Source organism: Streptomyces sp. 3330 (genome assembly GCF_031456635.1).
Lineage (GTDB): Bacteria > Actinomycetota > Actinomycetes > Streptomycetales > Streptomycetaceae > Streptomyces.
Genome location: NZ_JAVDVA010000003.1, coordinates 483,458 through 500,248, shown reverse-complemented (window position 1 = coordinate 500,248; position 16,791 = coordinate 483,458). Strand labels below are relative to the sequence as shown.

14 protein-coding genes and 1 tRNA gene are annotated in these 16,791 nt (G+C 70.8%); 5 read left to right on the top strand and 10 right to left on the bottom strand.

Features of this window, described 5'->3' with window-relative positions; all coding sequences use genetic code 11:
• Positions 1-286 precede the first annotated feature (286 nt).
• Positions 287-1,507 (top strand): acetyl-CoA C-acetyltransferase, encoded by a 1,221-nt coding sequence (locus J2X68_RS08110; RefSeq protein WP_310431746.1) that lies wholly within the window; start codon positions 287-289, stop codon positions 1,505-1,507.
• A 297-nt stretch (positions 1,508-1,804) separates the two neighbouring features.
• Entirely contained in the window at positions 1,805-2,614 is an 810-nt protein-coding gene (locus J2X68_RS08105; protein WP_310431745.1) for a hypothetical protein, read from the top strand.
• A gap of 3 nt (positions 2,615-2,617) precedes the next feature.
• Here the strand turns inward: J2X68_RS08105 and J2X68_RS08100 are convergent, their stop codons facing one another.
• The gene (locus tag J2X68_RS08100) at positions 2,618-2,929 is read right to left on the bottom strand and encodes a hypothetical protein (RefSeq protein ID WP_310431744.1); all 312 of its coding nucleotides are present in this window, start codon (positions 2,927-2,929) and stop codon (positions 2,618-2,620) included.
• Between the two features lie 104 nt (positions 2,930-3,033).
• Between J2X68_RS08100 and J2X68_RS08095 the strand changes: the two genes are divergently transcribed.
• Positions 3,034-3,261, top strand: coding sequence for a DUF4287 domain-containing protein (locus tag J2X68_RS08095; protein WP_020128488.1), 228 nt, complete (start codon positions 3,034-3,036; stop codon positions 3,259-3,261).
• Positions 3,262-3,372: 111 nt separating this feature from the next.
• On the opposite strand, the gene J2X68_RS08090 is transcribed toward J2X68_RS08095, so the two are convergent.
• From J2X68_RS08090 to J2X68_RS08080, 3 genes are all read right to left on the bottom strand, one after another.
• Positions 3,373-4,266: a Bax inhibitor-1/YccA family protein gene (locus J2X68_RS08090; RefSeq protein ID WP_020128487.1), complete on the bottom strand. Its 894-nt coding sequence runs from the start codon at positions 4,264-4,266 to the stop codon at positions 3,373-3,375.
• Between the two features lie 233 nt (positions 4,267-4,499).
• Positions 4,500-5,675 (bottom strand): 4-hydroxybenzoate 3-monooxygenase, encoded by a 1,176-nt coding sequence (locus J2X68_RS08085; protein ID WP_310431743.1) that lies wholly within the window; start codon positions 5,673-5,675, stop codon positions 4,500-4,502.
• Positions 5,676-5,905: 230 nt separating this feature from the next.
• Positions 5,906-5,989 (bottom strand) — tRNA-Leu (locus J2X68_RS08080).
• A 391-nt stretch (positions 5,990-6,380) separates the two neighbouring features.
• Between J2X68_RS08080 and J2X68_RS08075 the strand changes: the two genes are divergently transcribed.
• Positions 6,381-7,151 carry an ABC transporter ATP-binding protein gene (locus tag J2X68_RS08075; protein ID WP_020128485.1) on the top strand — a complete coding sequence of 257 codons (771 nt, stop codon included), beginning with the start codon at positions 6,381-6,383 and terminating at the stop codon, positions 7,149-7,151.
• Between the two features lie 51 nt (positions 7,152-7,202).
• Complete coding sequence (locus tag J2X68_RS08070) at positions 7,203-9,731, top strand: FtsX-like permease family protein (RefSeq protein ID WP_310431742.1); 2,529 nt, start codon at positions 7,203-7,205, stop codon at positions 9,729-9,731.
• A gap of 63 nt (positions 9,732-9,794) precedes the next feature.
• On the opposite strand, the gene J2X68_RS08065 is transcribed toward J2X68_RS08070, so the two are convergent.
• From J2X68_RS08065 to eno, 6 genes are all read right to left on the bottom strand, one after another.
• On the bottom strand, positions 9,795-11,084 hold the full coding sequence (locus J2X68_RS08065) for a cyclopropane-fatty-acyl-phospholipid synthase family protein (RefSeq protein ID WP_310431741.1): 1,290 nt from the start codon (positions 11,082-11,084) through the stop codon (positions 9,795-9,797).
• Positions 11,085-11,409: 325 nt separating this feature from the next.
• The gene (locus tag J2X68_RS08060) at positions 11,410-12,804 is read right to left on the bottom strand and encodes an NAD(P)/FAD-dependent oxidoreductase (RefSeq protein ID WP_310431740.1); all 1,395 of its coding nucleotides are present in this window, start codon (positions 12,802-12,804) and stop codon (positions 11,410-11,412) included.
• A gap of 453 nt (positions 12,805-13,257) precedes the next feature.
• Positions 13,258-14,199, bottom strand: coding sequence for a Ppx/GppA phosphatase family protein (locus J2X68_RS08055; RefSeq protein WP_310431739.1), 942 nt, complete (start codon positions 14,197-14,199; stop codon positions 13,258-13,260).
• Positions 14,196-14,741, bottom strand: a complete 546-nt coding sequence (locus J2X68_RS08050) for a DUF501 domain-containing protein (RefSeq protein WP_310431738.1) — start codon at positions 14,739-14,741, stop codon at positions 14,196-14,198. The genes J2X68_RS08055 and J2X68_RS08050 overlap by 4 nt, the downstream gene beginning before the upstream one ends.
• Before the next feature lie 22 nt (positions 14,742-14,763).
• Positions 14,764-15,240, bottom strand: coding sequence for a septum formation initiator family protein (locus tag J2X68_RS08045; protein ID WP_310431737.1), 477 nt, complete (start codon positions 15,238-15,240; stop codon positions 14,764-14,766).
• A gap of 112 nt (positions 15,241-15,352) precedes the next feature.
• Positions 15,353-16,645 (bottom strand): phosphopyruvate hydratase, encoded by a 1,293-nt coding sequence (gene eno / locus J2X68_RS08040; protein ID WP_310431736.1) that lies wholly within the window; start codon positions 16,643-16,645, stop codon positions 15,353-15,355.
• Positions 16,646-16,791: the final 146 nt, after the last annotated feature.

Sequence of the window (16,791 nt, the reverse complement as noted above, 5' to 3'; positions counted from 1 at the left end):
CCGGGGGTCCGGGGGTCCGGGGGTCCGGGGGTCCGGGGGTCCGGGGGTCCGGGGGTCCGGGGGTCCGGGGGTCCGGGGGTCCGGGGGTCCGGGGGTCCGGGGGCGCGGCCCCTGGTCCGGCGCGCCGTCTCCCCCGCACGCGTCCGTCCCGTCGACGACGAGCCAAGCAAGCGCTTAGTAAATTGCGGCCAGGGTCACACCGCCACCCCCGTGACCCAGGCCATACGTACGGGTAACTTCCCAGACAGCCGTGCCCGTACGAAAACCCCTCGCCAATGGAGCCGTGATGCCCGAAGCCGTCATCGTCTCGACCGCCCGCTCGCCCATCGGCCGCGCTTTCAAGGGCTCCCTGAAGGACCTGCGCCCGGACGACCTCACCGCCACGATCATCCAGGCGGCCCTCGCCAAGGTCCCGGAGCTGGACCCGAGGGACATCGACGACCTCATGCTCGGCTGCGGTCTGCCCGGCGGCGAGCAGGGCAACAACCTCGGCCGCATCGTGGCGGTGCAGATGGGGATGGACCACCTCCCCGGCTGCACGATCACCCGCTACTGTTCCTCGTCCCTGCAGACCAGCCGGATGGCCCTGCACGCCATCAAGGCCGGCGAGGGCGACGTCTTCATCTCGGCCGGTGTCGAGACGGTCTCCCGGTTCGCCAAGGGCAACTCCGACAGCCTGCCGGACACGCGCAACCCGTTCTTCGCCGAGGCCGAGGCGCGCACCGCGGCCGTCGCCGCGCAGGAGGGCACCACCTGGCACGACCCGCGCGAGGACGGCCTCGTCCCGGACGCGTACATCGCGATGGGCCAGACCGCCGAGAACCTCGCCCGCCTCAAGGGCGTCACCCGCCAGGACATGGACGAGTTCGGCGTCCGCTCGCAGAACCTCGCCGAGGAAGCCATCAAGAACGGCTTCTGGGAGCGGGAGATCACCCCCGTGACGCTCCCCGACGGCACGGTCGTCAGCAAGGACGACGGTCCGCGGGCCGGCGTCACGCTGGAGGGCGTCCAGGGCCTGAAGCCGGTCTTCCGCCCCGACGGCCTGGTCACCGCCGCCAACTGCTGCCCGCTGAACGACGGCGCCGCCGCGGTCGTCGTCATGAGCGACACCAAGGCCCGCGAGCTCGGACTCACCCCGCTCGCCCGCATCGTGTCGACCGGCGTCTCCGGCCTGTCCCCCGAGATCATGGGCCTCGGCCCGGTCGAGGCGAGCAACCAGGCCCTGCGCCGGGCCGGTCTCACCATCGACGACATCGACCTGGTCGAGATCAACGAGGCGTTCGCCGCCCAGGTGATCCCCTCCTACCGCGAACTGGGCATCGACCCGGACAAGCTGAACGTCAACGGCGGCGCCATCGCCGTCGGCCACCCCTTCGGTATGACGGGCGCCCGCATCACCGGCACGCTCATCAACTCCCTCCAGTTCCACGACAAGCAGTTCGGTCTGGAGACGATGTGCGTCGGCGGCGGCCAGGGCATGGCGATGGTCATCGAGCGCCTGAGCTGACCGCCCGCGCCGGGGCCCGCGGCAGAGCCCCTGCGTAACCGCTTCAGCACCTGCCGTGACGGATCAGCCCGGAGTCCGGAAAGCCCCTGGACTCCGGGCCGTTTTGTGATCCAATCTCCCCCAGGATGTGACCTATCTCCCTCCCCGGAGGGATTTACCCAGCTCAGCGCCTTTCGGTACCGAACCCCGGGCCCAAAGTCCTGCCCGTTTCGTGACGTTACGCACTGACAGCTGGATAGTCCGCCCTTCAAGCTGATGTAGGAAGTCGGGGGTCGACTTTGAACCGGGAGTACGTCAGTGAGCGCCATGCCGATCGCCTTGCTGGTCACCACGGCCGCCACGGGCGCCGTGGGCGTCGCCGTCCTGCGCACCCTCTTGCAGTTGCGCCGGCAGGTCGCCGCCCTGCACACCCAGCTCGCCAAGGACGCCAGGAACGCCGAGGAGACCGCCGCCGAGCTGCGCGGCTTCGTCCCCGCCGCCCGCGGGACGGCCGACGCGGCTGAGATACGCGCCGCCGTCGCCGACGCGCTCGCGGAGGAGCGGGAGCGGGAGCTGGCCGAGGCCCGCGCCTTCTGGGCCGCCCAGGAGTCGCGCGACGCCTCCGACGCGCCCACCCTGCTGGGCCTCCCGGACAGCGAGCTGTTCCTGCCCCGCCAGACCGACTTCGTGGGCCTGGAGCCCCTGGAGTCGGTGAGCGAGCCGACCGCGGACGCCGACGAGTTCGCCGGGGACTCCGCCGAACTGGCCGCGGCCCGCCGCCGTCACCCGTCCCACCCCGACTTCGTGCCGGTCCAGTCACCGGTCGTGAACGACCACGAGCGCACGGTGGCGACCCTCGAGGAACTGGCCGCGTCCCAGATCGAACTGACCGACGTCCGCCCGGGCCCGCTCGGCACCCTCGACGTCTACGTCTTCGCCGACGGCACCACCCTGTGCATGACCCCGGGCCACCGTGAGACGGCGGACCGCCTCGCCGCGGCCCTCACCGCGGGCGAGACCCCGTTCCTGCTGGGCGGTTCGGGCATCTCGGGTGCGTACACCCTGACGTTCCAGTGCGGCGCGGAGAACGTCTACATCCTGGCCGACCGGGTCATAGCGAGCCTGTGAGGCTCACACGCCCGCCCGCTTCTGCGCCTGCGCCACCAACTCCAGAGCTTCTCGCACCTGGCCCTCGTCCGTGAGCACGAGGGCCAAGTCGTGTGCCGCGACGGTGATCTGATCGGCGGCGGCGAACATCCCGGCGTCCGGCATCTCGCGCGGCGGCGTCCCGGGCTCCTCGATCAGCTGGGCGCGCCGGACCAACTCCCGCGCCAGCGCCAGCGCCTCCGCGGCGGCGCCTCTCTGGAGCCGGCTCTGCGGGGCGGCGCGCAGACGATCGGCGAAGTGGTCCACCGCACGGGTCAGGGACGTCGTATCAGCCACGCCGCGAGACTACGCGTCGCACCGGGACTGTTGCCAACGGGCGAACACTCAGGCACCGTGACCTGAAGGACCGGCTTACATCCCCTTTGCTACCGGAGGCGCCGATGTCCCATGTCCTCTCCGAGGAGACCCACCGCAACATACTGGCCCGCATCCCCCATTGCACCGGTCGTGAAGTAGCCGACTGGCTGCGCACCGTCGACGAAGGCCCCGCTCTCCGCTTCGAGGAGAAGGTCAGCTGGCTGCGCGCCGAGCACAACCTCGCGTACGGCCACGCCAAGGCGATCATCCACGAGTACGACCTGAGGAGGGCCGCGCGCAAACTCCTCTAGCGCGCACGCGACACACCGCCCACGGACACGGGGAAGGGCCCCGGGATCGGATCCCGGGGCCCTTCCTCACCGTCTGGGCGGTGCCACGACCGGTCGGCCGGTCGCCGTCGATCAGTCGCTGTTGAGGATCGAGAGGAGTCGCAGGAACTCCATGTAGATCCACACCAGCGTCAGCGTGAGGCCGAAGGCGGCGAGCCAGGCCTCCTCGCGCGGGGCGCCGTAGGCGATGCCGTCCTCGACCTGCTTGAAGTCGAGGGCGAGGAAGCAGGCGCCGAGCAGGATGCCGATGACGCCGAACACGATGCCGAGCGGACCGCTGCGGAAGCCGAGGCCGTCGCCGCCGCCGAAGACGGTGAACAGCAGGTTCACGGCCATCAGCAGGACGAAGCCGAGCGCGGCGGCCATCACGAAGCCGTAGAAGCGGCGGTTGACGCGGATCCAGCCCGCCTTGTACGCCACGAGCACGCCGGCGAAGACCGCCATGGTGCCCATCACCGCCTGGGCGACGACGCCGTCCGCGATGTAGGTGGAGACCGCGCTGGAGATCACGCCGAGGAAGACGCCCTCGAGGGCGGCGTACGACAGGATCAGCGCGGGGGCCGCGCGGCGCTTGAACGACTGGATCAGGGCCAGCACCATGGCGACCAGACCCGCGCCGATGGCGATGCCGTACGACTTGCCGAGGTTGGCCTCGTCGACGGGCAGCAGCACCCAGGACAGCACCGCCGTGACGACCACGGTGCCGAGCGTGGTCGCGGTGCGCGCGACGACGTCGTCCATGGTCATCCGGCCGGTGGCGGCCGGGGCCTGCGGCGGGGCGCCGTACTGCAGGTCCTGCTGGGCGTAAGGGTTCTGCGCGTACGGGTTGCCGGCCTGCTGGGCGTACGGGTTGCCCTGCTGCGTGCCGACTGCGGGTCCCCCGGCCTGCGGCGCGGCGTTGAAGCCCGCGTAGCCGTTGTCGCGGCTGAACCCCCGTCGCGAGAAGACCGGGTTTCTGCTCCTCATTGCACTCCTCCATGGCCACACTGCGCGGCCTTGAGCTCAAGGGTAATAGGTAGGCAAAGGATTGACCCTAGTGCTTGGGGAGGATCTTTCCCTCGTGCTGCTGGCCAACACGCTACGTGGCGTCGTGATTCCCGGCACAGGAGGGCCGTATTCATGACCGAGCCGCGACATGGCCGGTACCGGACGGAGACCCGGCGGGGCCGGGCGGGTCTCCGACGGGGCCCGCCGTCCGCTCACCCGAACGGGAAACCGGTGTACGCCTCGGCCAGGTCGGTCTCGGCGGCGCGCGAGGACGCGATCCGCTCCAGCCGGGCCAGCTGGAGGCGGTCCTCGAAGGGGGTGGCGTCGGGGGCGCGGTGCAGGAGGGTGGTCATGTCGTACGAGAACCGCTCGGCCTGCCACACGCGCCGCAGGCAGGTCTCGGAGTAGGCGTCCAGGAGAGTGGTGGACCCCGTCTCCCTGCGGTGCGTGAGGGCCCGCGCGAAGGTGACGACGTCCCCGACGGCGAGGTTCAGCCCCTTCGCCCCGGTCGGCGGCACGATGTGGGCCGCGTCCCCGGCGAGGAAGAGCCTGCCGTGCCGCATGGGCTCGTGCACGTAGGAGCGCATGGGGGTGACCGACTTCTGGGTGATCGCCCCGCGCTCCAGCTTCCAGTCGTCGTCGGTCTCGAAGCGCCGTTCCAGCTCGTCCCAGATCTCCTCGTCGCCCCACGCCTGGGCGTCCGTGCCCTCGGGCACCTGGAGGTAGAGGCGCGAGACGGACGGGGAGCGCATGGACAGCAGCGCGAAGCCGCGGTCGTGGCGGGCGTAGACGAGTTCGTCGTGCGAGGGCGGCACGTCGGCGAGGATGCCGAGCCAGCCGAAGGGGTACGTCCGCTCGAAGACCCGGGTCGACGCGGCCGGGATCGCCTGCCGTGCGACGCCCCAGAAGCCGTCGCAGCCCACGACGTAGTCGCACTCGAGGACGTCCTCGGCCCCCTCGTGGCGGAAGCGGATCCGCGGCTGGTCGGTGCCGGCGCCCTCGACGGCCAGCGCCTCCGCCTCGAACAGCAGCGGGCCGCCGTCCGCGAGCTGGAGGGCGATGAGGTCCTTGCACACCTCGGTCTGCGCGTAGACCATCACCGACCGGCCGCCGGTGAGGGCGGGGAAGTCGACGCGGTGCCGCCGCCTGGCGAAGCGCAGCTCTATGCCGTCGTGGGGCAGCCCCTCCCGGTCCATGCGCTCCCCCGCGCCGGCCGCGCGCAGCACGTCCACCGTGCCCTGCTCCAGGATCCCGGCGCGCTGTCGCTGCTCGACGTAGGCCCGGTCGCGGCTCTCCAGCACGACGGAGTCGATGCCGGCGCGGTGCAGCAGACGGGCGAGGAGGAGGCCGGCGGGGCCGGCGCCGACGATGCCGACGGTGGTGCGCATCGGGCGTATCCCTTCACTGTTCGCACAGTGAAGTTTTCTTCACTGTCTTGGAACGTGAGTCTGCGCCCCCGGTTACCGGGTGTCAACGGTCGGGACGTCGGACGTCGGCATCGCGAGACGCCGGGAGGGCGAGACGCCGGGACGGTGAGACGTCGAGAAGTGGAGGGAGCCGACCGCCGCGGCGGTCAATGCCTCGATGGAGGATGCAGCGATCGCCGGGACGTCGGAAGTGCCCAGAGCCGGACTTGAACCGGCACGCCCGCGAAGGGGCAGCGAGGTTTAAGCTCGCCGTGTCTGCATTCCACCATCTGGGCAGGCCTGAGGGCTCCGCTTGAGCTTCCGACCCTATCGGGATCCGTCCCTCGAACAGCGGAACAGCGGACCGATGTTGTCTTATTTTATTGACGTCTGAGGGTGCATCAGCACCTGGAACTGGCCATCTGCACTTGCCAATAGCCTCGCGCGCGGCAACCGCTTGCGTATGCGGAATGACGGAATTTCACCGTCCGAACGAGGTTGCTCCACCGGTTCTTGACGATCGGGCTCTCAGGGACAGGGGTCATCCCCAGGTATGACATGACGGCCCACCGTCCGACCCGAGGCTGCCCTCGGAACCGGAACAGCGGGTGACTACACGGCCGTCGGCGGCCAGGACGATGGTTCTCGTCCCCCAGACTTGCCGTCGTCCCGTCAGGAGCCACGCCCGTGACCACCAGCCCCCTCGCCGAGCGGACCACCGCCGTGGCCGCACGCGCCACGGACCTGTCGAAGATCTACGGACAGGGCGAGACCCAGGTGGTCGCTCTGGACCGGGTCTCCGTCGACTTCCGGCAGGCCGAGTTCACCGCGATCATGGGGCCGTCCGGCTCCGGCAAGTCCACGCTGATGCACTGCGTCGCGGGCCTCGACAGCTTCTCCTCCGGCTCCGTGCGCATCGGCGACACCGAGCTCGGCGCCCTGAAGGACAAGCAGCTCACCAAGTTGCGCCGGGACAAGATCGGTTTCATCTTCCAGGCGTTCAACCTGCTGCCGACCCTGACGGCGATCGAGAACATCACGCTCCCGATGGACATCGCGGGCCGTAAGCCGGACAAGGAGTGGCTGGAAAAGGTCATCCGGATGGTGGGGCTCGCCGACCGGCTGAGCCACCGGCCCTCTCAGCTCTCCGGCGGCCAGCAGCAGCGGGTCGCGGTCGCCCGCGCCCTCGCCTCGCGTCCCGACATCATCTTCGGGGACGAGCCGACCGGAAACCTCGACTCGCGGTCGGGCGCCGAGGTGCTCGGCTTCCTGCGCAACTCGGTGCGGGAGCTGGGCCAGACGGTGGTGATGGTGACCCACGACCCGGTGGCCGCGGCCTACGCGGACCGGGTGATCTTCCTGGCCGACGGGCGGATCGTCGACGAGGTGTACGGCCCGACCGCCGACTCGGTGCTCGACCGGATGAAGCAGTTCGACGCCAAGGGCCGCACCAGCTGATCCCCCCACCGGGACCGACCGCTCGCCGACGAGCAGGACTGAGAAGAACCCATGTTCCGTACCGCCTTGCGCAACGTACTCGCGCACAAGGCCCGGCTCCTGATGACCGTGCTCGCCGTGATGCTCGGCGTGGCCTTCGTGTCGGGGACCCTGGTCTTCACCAACACCCTTTCCGGCGCCCTCCAGAACAGCTCCGCCAAGGGCTTCGACCAGGTCGACGTCGCCGTCACCGCCGAGGCCCAGGAGGACGTCGGCGACCGCATCGTCAAGACGCCCGAGCTGACCCAGGCGCTGCTGGAGCGGAGCGCGAAGGTGCCCGGCGCCGCGTCCGCCATCGGCGTCGTGGACGGCTTCACCGCCATCGCCGACAAGGACGGCAAGCTCGTCGGCGGCGGCTTCCAGTCCCAGGGCGGCAACTACTGGGGCGACAAGGACACCCGGTACCCGCTCTCCGCCGGGCGCGCGCCGCGCGGCGCCGACGAGGTCGTCATCGACTCCCGGACGGCCGAGCGGGCCGGGTACGAGGTCGGTGACACCGTGCGGATCTCCGTCGACGGCCCCGTCCTCAGCCCGAGGGTCACCGGCATCTTCACCACCGACGACGGCAACGTCGCGGCCGGCGGCAGCCTCGCGCTGTTCGACACGGCGACCGCCCAGACGCTCTTCGGCAAGCCCGGCACCTACGACGAGATAGACGTCAAGGCCGCCGCCGGGACCTCGCAGAGCGCCCTGAAGGCCGCGCTGGACGCCGCCCTGCCGAAGGGCGAGGTCGAGACCGTCACCGGCGGGCAACTCGCCGACGACCAGGCGGAGATGATCTCCGCCTCGATGAGCGGGATGAAGCAGGGGCTGCTGGTCTTCGCCGGGATCGCGCTGTTCGTCGGCACCTTCATCATCGCCAACACCTTCACCATGCTGGTCGCCCAGCGGACCAAGGAACTCGCGCTGATGCGGGCCGTCGGCGCCTCCCGCCGGCAGGTCACGCGCTCGGTGCTGATCGAGGCGTTCGTCGTCGGCACGGTCGCCGGGGTGACCGGTCTGGTGGCCGGCATCGGCATCGGGGCCGGGCTGCGCTCGCTGCTGGGGACACTGGGGGCGACCGTCCCCGACGGTCCGCTCGTCGTGTCGGGCGGCACGGTCGCCGCCGCCCTCGTCGTCGGCGTCGTCATCACCATGCTGGCGGCCTGGCTGCCCGGCCGTCGCGCCGCGAAGATCCCGCCGGTCGCCGCGATGAGCAGCGTGCACGCCACCGCGACCACCAAGTCCCTGGTGCTGCGCAACACGCTGGGCGCCCTGTTCTCGGCGGCGGGCGTCGCCGTGGTCCTGACCGCGACGACGATGAGCGGCTCGGACGGCCAGGCCCCCATGGGCCTCGGCGCGGTCCTGCTCATCATCGGCGTCTTCATCCTGACCCCGCTGCTGTCCCGCCCGCTCATCGCGGCCGCCGCGCCCGTCCTGCGGATCTTCGGGGTGTCCGGCAAGCTGGCCCGGCAGAACTCGGTGCGCAACCCGCGCCGTACGGCGGCCACGGCCTCCGCGCTGATGATCGGGCTGACCCTGATCACCGGTATGACGGTGATGGCGGGCAGCCTCCAGAAGTCCATCGACAAGATGGCGTCCTCCGCGATCAGGGCCGACTACGTCGTGTCGATGGCGAACGGCAACGAACTGTCCGCCGACATCGACGAGAAGCTGAAGGCCACCGACGGGGTCACCGCCACCAGCCCGATGCGCAACGCACCCGGCCGGATCGACGGCACGACCGAGTACCTCACCGGCGTCACCGGCTCCTCCATCGGCTCGCTGACCGACCTCACGGTCGACGACGGCTCCTTCGAGGTCGGCGGCGGGCAGGTCGTCGTCGACGACGCCACCGCCGAGTCGCACGGCTGGAAGGCCGGTTCCGCCTTCACGGTCCACTACGAGGACGGCAAGAAGCAGCAGCTGACGGTCTCCGGGGTCTACGAGGGCAACGAGCTCATCCAGGGCATCCTGCTGGACAACGCCGCCCTCACCCCGCATCTGGCGGACCCGGCCGACATGCGGGTCATGGTCAAGACCTCGGGCGGCGCCTCGGACGCCACGAAGGACCGGCTGGAGAAGGCCCTCGGCGCCAACCCGGCCATCAAGGTCCAGAGCAAGCAGGACCTCTCCGACGAGGTCGCGAAGATGTTCACGCTGATGCTGAACATGCTCTACGGGCTGCTCGCGATGGCCGTGATCGTCGCGGTCCTCGGCGTCATCAACACCCTGGCGATGTCGGTCTTCGAGCGGTCCCAGGAGATCGGCATGCTGCGGGCCATCGGCCTGGACCGGCGCTCGGTCAAGCGGATGGTCCGGCTGGAGTCCCTGGTGATCTCGCTCTTCGGCGGGGTGCTCGGCATCGGCCTGGGCGTGTTCTTCGGCTGGGCCGCCGGTGAGCTGCTCGGCGCCAGCATGCCGACGTACGAACTGGTCGTGCCGTGGGCCCGGATGGCCGTCTTCCTGCTGCTGGCCGCCGGGGTGGGCATCCTGGCCGCGCTGTGGCCGGCCCGGCGGGCGTCGCGCCTGAACATGCTGGCCGCGATCAAGTCCGAGTAGGGCAGGACCGGTTCGGGGCCCCGTCGCGCGGTGCGGCGGGGCCCCTCGCGCGTGCGGCGGCCGTCAGTTCCAGGTGCGGGCGCGCAGCGGCATGCCGGAGTCGCCCGACCCCGGGGTCCGCACGGCCAGGACCTGGTTGACGCCGATCTGGTTGCGTTCGAAGGCGACGGCGGAGGCGGCCATGTAGAGCCGCCAGACCCGGGCGCGACCGGGGCTGGTGAGGTGGACGGCCCGGTCCCAGTCGGCCTCCAGCCGGGCCACCCAGCGGCGCAGGGTGAGGGCGTAGTGCTCGCGGATCGACTCGACGTCACGGACCTCGAAGCCCGCCCGTTCGAGCTGGCCGACCGTGGTGCCGAGGGGGGCGAGTTCGCCGTCCGGGAAGACGTAGGCGTCGATGAACGAGTCCACGCCGTACGCCGACTCGTCGCGCTGCGGGCGGCGGGCGATCTGGTGGTTGAGCAGCCGGCCGCCGGGCCGGAGCAGGGCGGACAGGACGCGCGCGTACTCCAGGTACTTCTCGGAGCCGACGTGTTCCGCCATGCCGATGGAGGAGACCGCGTCGAACGGCCCGTCGGTGACGTCCCGGTAGTCCTGGACGCGGATCTCGACCTTGTCGGTGAGCCCGGCGTCGGCGACGCGCTTGCGGGCGAACGCCGCCTGCTCCTGGGAGAGGGTGATCCCGACGACGGTGACGCCGTGCTCACGGGCGGCGTGGACGGCGAGGGAGCCCCAGCCGCAGCCGACGTCCAGCAGCCGCGCCCCGGGTCTCAGGCCGAGCTTGCGGCAGACGAGTTCGATCTTGTCGTGCTGGGCGCGTTCGAGGGTGCTGTCCGCGGACTCCCAGTAGGCGCACGAGTAGACCATGGACGGGCCGAGGACGAGCGCGTAGAAGTCGTTGCCGACGTCGTAGTGGTGGCTGACGGCGCGCCGGTCGGTGCGGCGGGTGTGGAGGTGTCCGGTCCGGCGGACCTCCTCACGCGGCGGGGCGGGCGGCAGCGGCGGTCCGGCGAGTGCCAGCAGGCCGCGCACCGCCGAACGGAAGTCGGGGTCGCGCATCGCCCGGGCGAGCGTACGGGCGTCCTCGCCGCGCTGCCAGATCAGGCCGGAGAGCAGATCGAGAGCGGTGTAGAGGTCCCCCTCGACCGCCAGGTCGCCGGCCACCCAGGCGCGGGCGAGGCCGAGTTCACCGGGCTTGAAAAGGAGCCGCCGCAGGGCCCGGCGATTGCGGACGACCAGGGTCGGCGCCTCGGGCGGGCCCGCCTGCGAACCGTCCCAGGCGCGGACGCGCACCGGGAAGGGGGCTCCCAGCAACTGTTCGACGAGGGCGTGGAGCCGCGGCGCGGCGTCAGCCATGATGCACACCTCCGTGACGGGTGATCCCGCAATGTCCTGACACCACGTAAACACGGAAGAGCGCGCCGTCCAGTCCCGCGCGGCCGTCATGGCTCGGCAAAATACCTGCACAGGGCAGGTCTCGCCGCCGGGCCCCGGCGCGCGGGCCGGGGCCCGGGCGCGGTCCGGGCGCGGGCCCCGCGCACGCCGAAGGGGCCGTCCGCACCACGGATGGCGGACGGCCCCTTCGGGGGTGTTCCCGTGACCTGCGGCCCTGCGGCCGGAGGTCGGGTGACCTGTGGCCAGGTGACCGGAAGTCAGCTGACCGGGGGTCGGTGACCGGAGGTCAGGAGGCCTTGGCCTTCTCGCTCTCGGTCTTCTCGACGGCCGGCTTCGCGGCGACCGGGGCCGGCTTCGCGGCCTCGTAGAACTCCTCGCGCGGGGACTCCAGCGCACCGAGCGCCACGACCTCGCGCTTGAGGAACATGCCGAGCGTCCAGTCGGCGAAGACGCGGATCTTACGGTTCCACGTCGGCATCGCCAGGCCGTGGTAGCCGCGGTGCATGTACCAGGCGAGACGGCCCTTGAGCTTGATCTTCATCTTGCCCATGACGATCATCGCGACGCCCTTGTGGAGGCCGAGGCCCGCCACCGCACCCTTGTTGGAGTGCGAGTACTCCTTCTGCGGGAAGCCCCGCATACCGGAGATCACGTTGTCGCCGAGGACCTTGGCCTGCCGCAGCGCGTGCTGCGCGTTCGGCGGGCACCAGGCGTTCTCGACGCCGGCCTTGCGGGCGGCGACGTCCGGGACCTGGGCGTTGTCGCCGGCGGCCCAGATGTAGTCGGTGCCCTGGACCTGGAGGGTCGGGGCCGTGTCCACGTGACCGCGCGGGCCCAGCGGCAGGCCGTAGCGGGCCAGCACCGGGTTGGGCTTGACGCCGGCCGTCCAGACGATGGTGTTGGAGTCGACCTCGAGGCCGTTCTTCAGCACCACGTGGCCGTCGACGCAGGAGTCCATGGAGGTGGAGAGGTAGATCTCCACACCGCGGCCCTCGAGGTGCTCCTTGCCGTACTGGCCCAGCTTGGGGCCGACCTCGGGAAGGATCTTGTCGGCGGCGTCGACGAGGATGAAGCGCATGTCCTCGCGGGACACCGTCTTGTAGTACTTGGCCGCGTCCCGGGCCAGGTCCTCGACCTCACCGATGGTCTCCGCGCCGGCGAAGCCGCCGCCGATGAAGACGAAGGTGAGCGCCTTGCGGCGGATCTCCTCGTCGGTCGTGGAGTCGGCCTTGTCGAGCTGCTCGAGGACGTGGTTGCGCAGGCCGATGGCCTCCTCGACACCCTTCATACCGATGCCCTGTTCGGCGAGGCCGGGGATCGGGAAGGTGCGGGAGACCGCGCCGAGCGCGATCACCAGGTAGTCGAAGGGCAGCTCGTACGCCTCGCCGACCAGCGGGGCGATCGTGGCGACCTTGCGGTCCTGGTCGATGGTGGTGACCCGGCCGGTGAGGACCTCCGCCTTGGGCAGCACGCGTCGCAGCGGGACGACGACGTGGCGCGGGGAGATGTTGCCGGCGGCGGTTTCGGGGAGGAAGGGCTGGTAGGTCATGTACGACCGGGGGTCGACGACCGTGACGGTCGCCTCGCCGTAGCGCATCTTCTTCATGATGCGCCGAGCTGCGTACAGGCCTACGTACCCACCGCCTACTACGAGGATCCTGGGACGCTCCGTGGTGCTCATGCCATCGAGTATCCACCCGCTCGAGGGGGGTCGCTCGTGCGCCCCTTCACAAGCTTCCCGGGGGTGTGTGCTATCCTCCGCGACCCGCGTGATCCACGTCATGGCGCGGAGCGGGAACCAGCGTGTAGGGCATGACGTTGTCCATGCCGCGTGAGCTGCCTCTCCGGGCCCGGAAGGGCTCCGTGAGGACCGTCCGGAACCCCTTCCGTGAACCTTCGCGATACGTCCGCGCGCGCCTCTTTTGAACACGTTCACAGGGGTGTTGGGCCCCCGGAAGGGTCAACCGGGGCCCCTCTGTCCTCCGACAGGGCCGAATTCCTTGTGAAGAACTTCACGAACTTTCCCGAGGGGGTGCCCCCGGGACGCGCCCGAGGGGCCACGAAGGGCCCCTCGGGTCTGCTCATACGGGCATCCTGCCTGCTCAGCAGAGTGCAAGTAGCGCCCCGGCCGCCGTCACGCGATCGACCAGGCGATGCCGTCGAGGATGTCGTGTTCGCTCACGACGACCTCCTCCGCGCCGATCCTTTCCATGATCGCCAGCAGGACGAGCGCGCCCGCCCCGATCACGTCCACCCGGCCCGGGTGCATCGCCGGATACGCGGCCCGCTCTTCATGGGTGGCCCGGAGAAGGTCGTCGCTGATGCTCCTGACCCGGTCGACGCAGATCCGCGCGTGGTGGATCCTCGTGGAGTCGTACGCCTCCAGCCCGAGGGCGATCGCCGCGACCGTCGTCACCGAGCCGGCCAGGCCCACCAGGGTGTGCGCCTCGCGCAGCGGGACCGTCCGCTCGGCGAGGTCGAGGGCGGCCTCGATGTCGGCGCGTATCGCCGCGATCTGCCCGGCGGTGGGCGGGTCGGTGACCTCCCCGTCCACGACCAGGTGCCGCTCCGTCATCCGTACGCAGCCCACGTCGACGGAGCGCGCGGCGCGCACCCGGTCGTCGCCGACCACGAACTCGGTCGAGCCGCCGCCGATGTCCACGACCAGGAAGGGCTTGGCCAGGTCGGCGCGCCCGCCCAGTTCCCTCGTGGCGCCGGTGAAGGAGAACTCGGCCTCCTGGTCGCCGGTGATGACCTCGGGCTCGACGCCGAGGATGTCCAGCACCCCGCGCACGAACTCGTCCCGGTTCTCCGCGTCGCGGGAGGCGGAGGTGGCGACGAAGCGCAGCCGCTGCGCGCCGTGCTCCTTGATGGCGGCCGCGTACTCCCGGCAGGCCGCGAAGGTCCGCTCCAGCGCCTCGGGGGCGAGCCGGCCGGTGCGGTCGACGCCCTGGCCGAGGCGGACGATCGTCATCCGGCGGTCCAGGTCGACCAGCTCGCCGGTCTCCGGGTCGGCGTCGGCGACGAGCAGGCGGATCGAGTTCGTACCGCAGTCGACGGCGGCCACGCGGGTCATCGGGCGCCCTCCGCCGCGTCGTCGCGCGGGCCCCGCGCCACGCACGTGCCCTTGCGCCACCACTCCGGGAGCATCTCCAGGGCCTCGTCGCCGAGGGGGTTCACGCCCGGGCCGGCGGCCAGGGAGTGCGCGACGAGCACGTGCAGGCACTTCACGCGGTCCGGCATGCCGCCCGCGCTGGGGAAGCCCTGCAGCTCCTCGATCTCGTCCCGGCGCCGGATGTAGTCCTCGTGCGCGGCGCGGTAGGAGGCGGCCAGCTCCGGGTCGGTCCCGAGCCGCTCCGTCATCTCCTTCATCACGCCGTTCGCCTCCAGCGTGCCGATGGCCGAGTTGGCCTTCGGGCACGTCAGGTAGTACAGCGTCGGGAAGGGCGTGCCGTCGGGCAGGCGGGGGGCCGTCTCCACGACGTCCGGCTCTCCGCAGGGGCAGCGGTGCGCGATCGCGCGCAGGCCGCGCGGCGGCCGTCCGAGCTGCTGCTTGAAGGCCTCGACGTCCGCGTCGGTGGGCTCGGTGCGCGGGGTGGTCGGCGGGGGCGTTTGCATGCCTGTCTTTCTATCGGTCAGTTCACTGGTCGGAGGCGTCGGACTTGTCGACGCCGTCCCAGACGTTCGAGTACCAGGGGCGGTCGGCCGCGCCGAGGTCGGCGCGGGACTGCCGGGCCGCGTCCGGGTCGATCACCACGAACCCGGTCTCCCCCGGCAGCACGTAGTGCAGCCGCTGCCGGATCTGCTGCTCCGCGTAGGCGTCGTCCTGCCAGCGCGCCTTGAGGTCGCGCAGCTGCTCGACGCGCTCGCTGGCCTGGCGCTTCTCCCGCTCCAGGTCGGCGATCTCGGCGCGCTGGGAGACGTACTGGCGCATCGGATAGGCCAGCGCCACGATCAGCGTGCACAGGACGAGCGCGAGGAGCGCGGCGCGGCCGGTGAGCCGGGAGCGGCGGGCCTGGCGCTTGGTCTGGGAGCGGTAGACCCGGGCCGCGGTCTGCTCGCCGAGCAGCTTGATCCTGGTCGCGGTGGAGAAACGGTCCCGGTCCTTCACGGCCACTGCTTCACGCCTCCCGTCTCACACGTGCGTACGTCCCCGCACACGGTACGGGACCGGGTACGGGGACGTACGTACGACTGGCGGAGCCTTGACTCGGCCCTTGCTGCGACGATCAGTTCGCGGAGCGGAACCGGGGGAACGCGGAGCGCCCGGCGTACACCGCGGCGTCGTCGAGGATCTCCTCGATGCGCAGCAGCTGGTTGTACTTGGCGACGCGGTCCGAGCGGGCCGGGGCGCCGGTCTTGATCTGACCGCAGTTCACCGCGACGGCGAGGTCGGCGATGGTGACGTCCTCGGTCTCGCCGGAGCGGTGGGACATCATGCACTTGAAGCCGTTGCGCTGGGCCATCTCGACGGCGTCCAGGGTCTCGGTCAGCGAGCCGATCTGGTTGACCTTGACGAGCAGGGCGTTGGCGGAGCCCTCCTCGATGCCGCGGGCCAGGCGCTCGGGGTTGGTGACGAAGAGGTCGTCGCCGACGATCTGGACCTTGTCGCCCAGCTTGTCGGTGATGACCTTCCAGCCGGCCCAGTCGTCCTCGTACAGCGGGTCCTCGATGGAGACGAGCGGGTACGCGGAGACGAGCTCCTCGTAGTACTCGGTCATCTCGGCGGCCGAGCGGGACTTGCCCTCGAACTCGTACTTGCCGTCCTTGTAGAACTCGGACGCGGCGACGTCGAGCGCGAGCGCGATCTGCTCGCCGGGGACGTAACCGGCCTGCTGGATGGCCTCGATGATGAGGTCGAGCGCGGCGCGGTTGGACTCCAGGTTCGGGGCGAAGCCGCCCTCGTCGCCGAGGCCGGTGGACAGGCCCTTGGTCTTCAGCACCTTCTTGAGGGTGTGGTAGACCTCGGCGCCCCAGCGCAGGGCCTCGGAGAAGGACTCCGCGCCGATCGGGGCGATCATGAACTCCTGGATGTCCACGTTGGAGTCGGCGTGCGAGCCGCCGTTCAGGATGTTCATCATCGGCACCGGCAGCAGGTGCGCGTTGGGGCCGCCCAGGTAGCGGAACAGCGGCAGGTCGCTGGCCTCGGAGGCGGCGTGGGCGACGGCGAGCGAGACGCCGAGGATGGCGTTCGCGCCGAGCGAGCCCTTGTTGTCGGTGGCGTCCAGGTCGAACATGGCCTGGTCGATCAGGCGCTGCTCGGTGGCGTCGTAGCCGACGAGCTCCGGGCCGATCTGCTCGATGACGGCGAGCACGGCCTTCTCGACACCCTTGCCGAGGTAGCGGTTCGGGTCACCGTCGCGGAGCTCGATGGCCTCGAAGGCACCGGTGGAGGCGCCGGACGGAACGGCGGCACGACCCGTGCTGCCGTCGTCGAGGCCGACCTCGACCTCGACCGTGGGGTTGCCTCGGGAGTCCAGGATTTCCCGGGCTACGACGACGTCGATGGACGGCACGAGCATCTCCTTCTTGGGATGTGACGCTGGTTGTGCGGGGCCCAGGGGCCTTGATGAACCCTTGCTGAGCCTTGCGACTAGAGCCTAACCGCCCCGGGGCCGTCGGCAGCCGACCGACCGTCCCGTGGACAGACAGACGGTACCTATTGTTT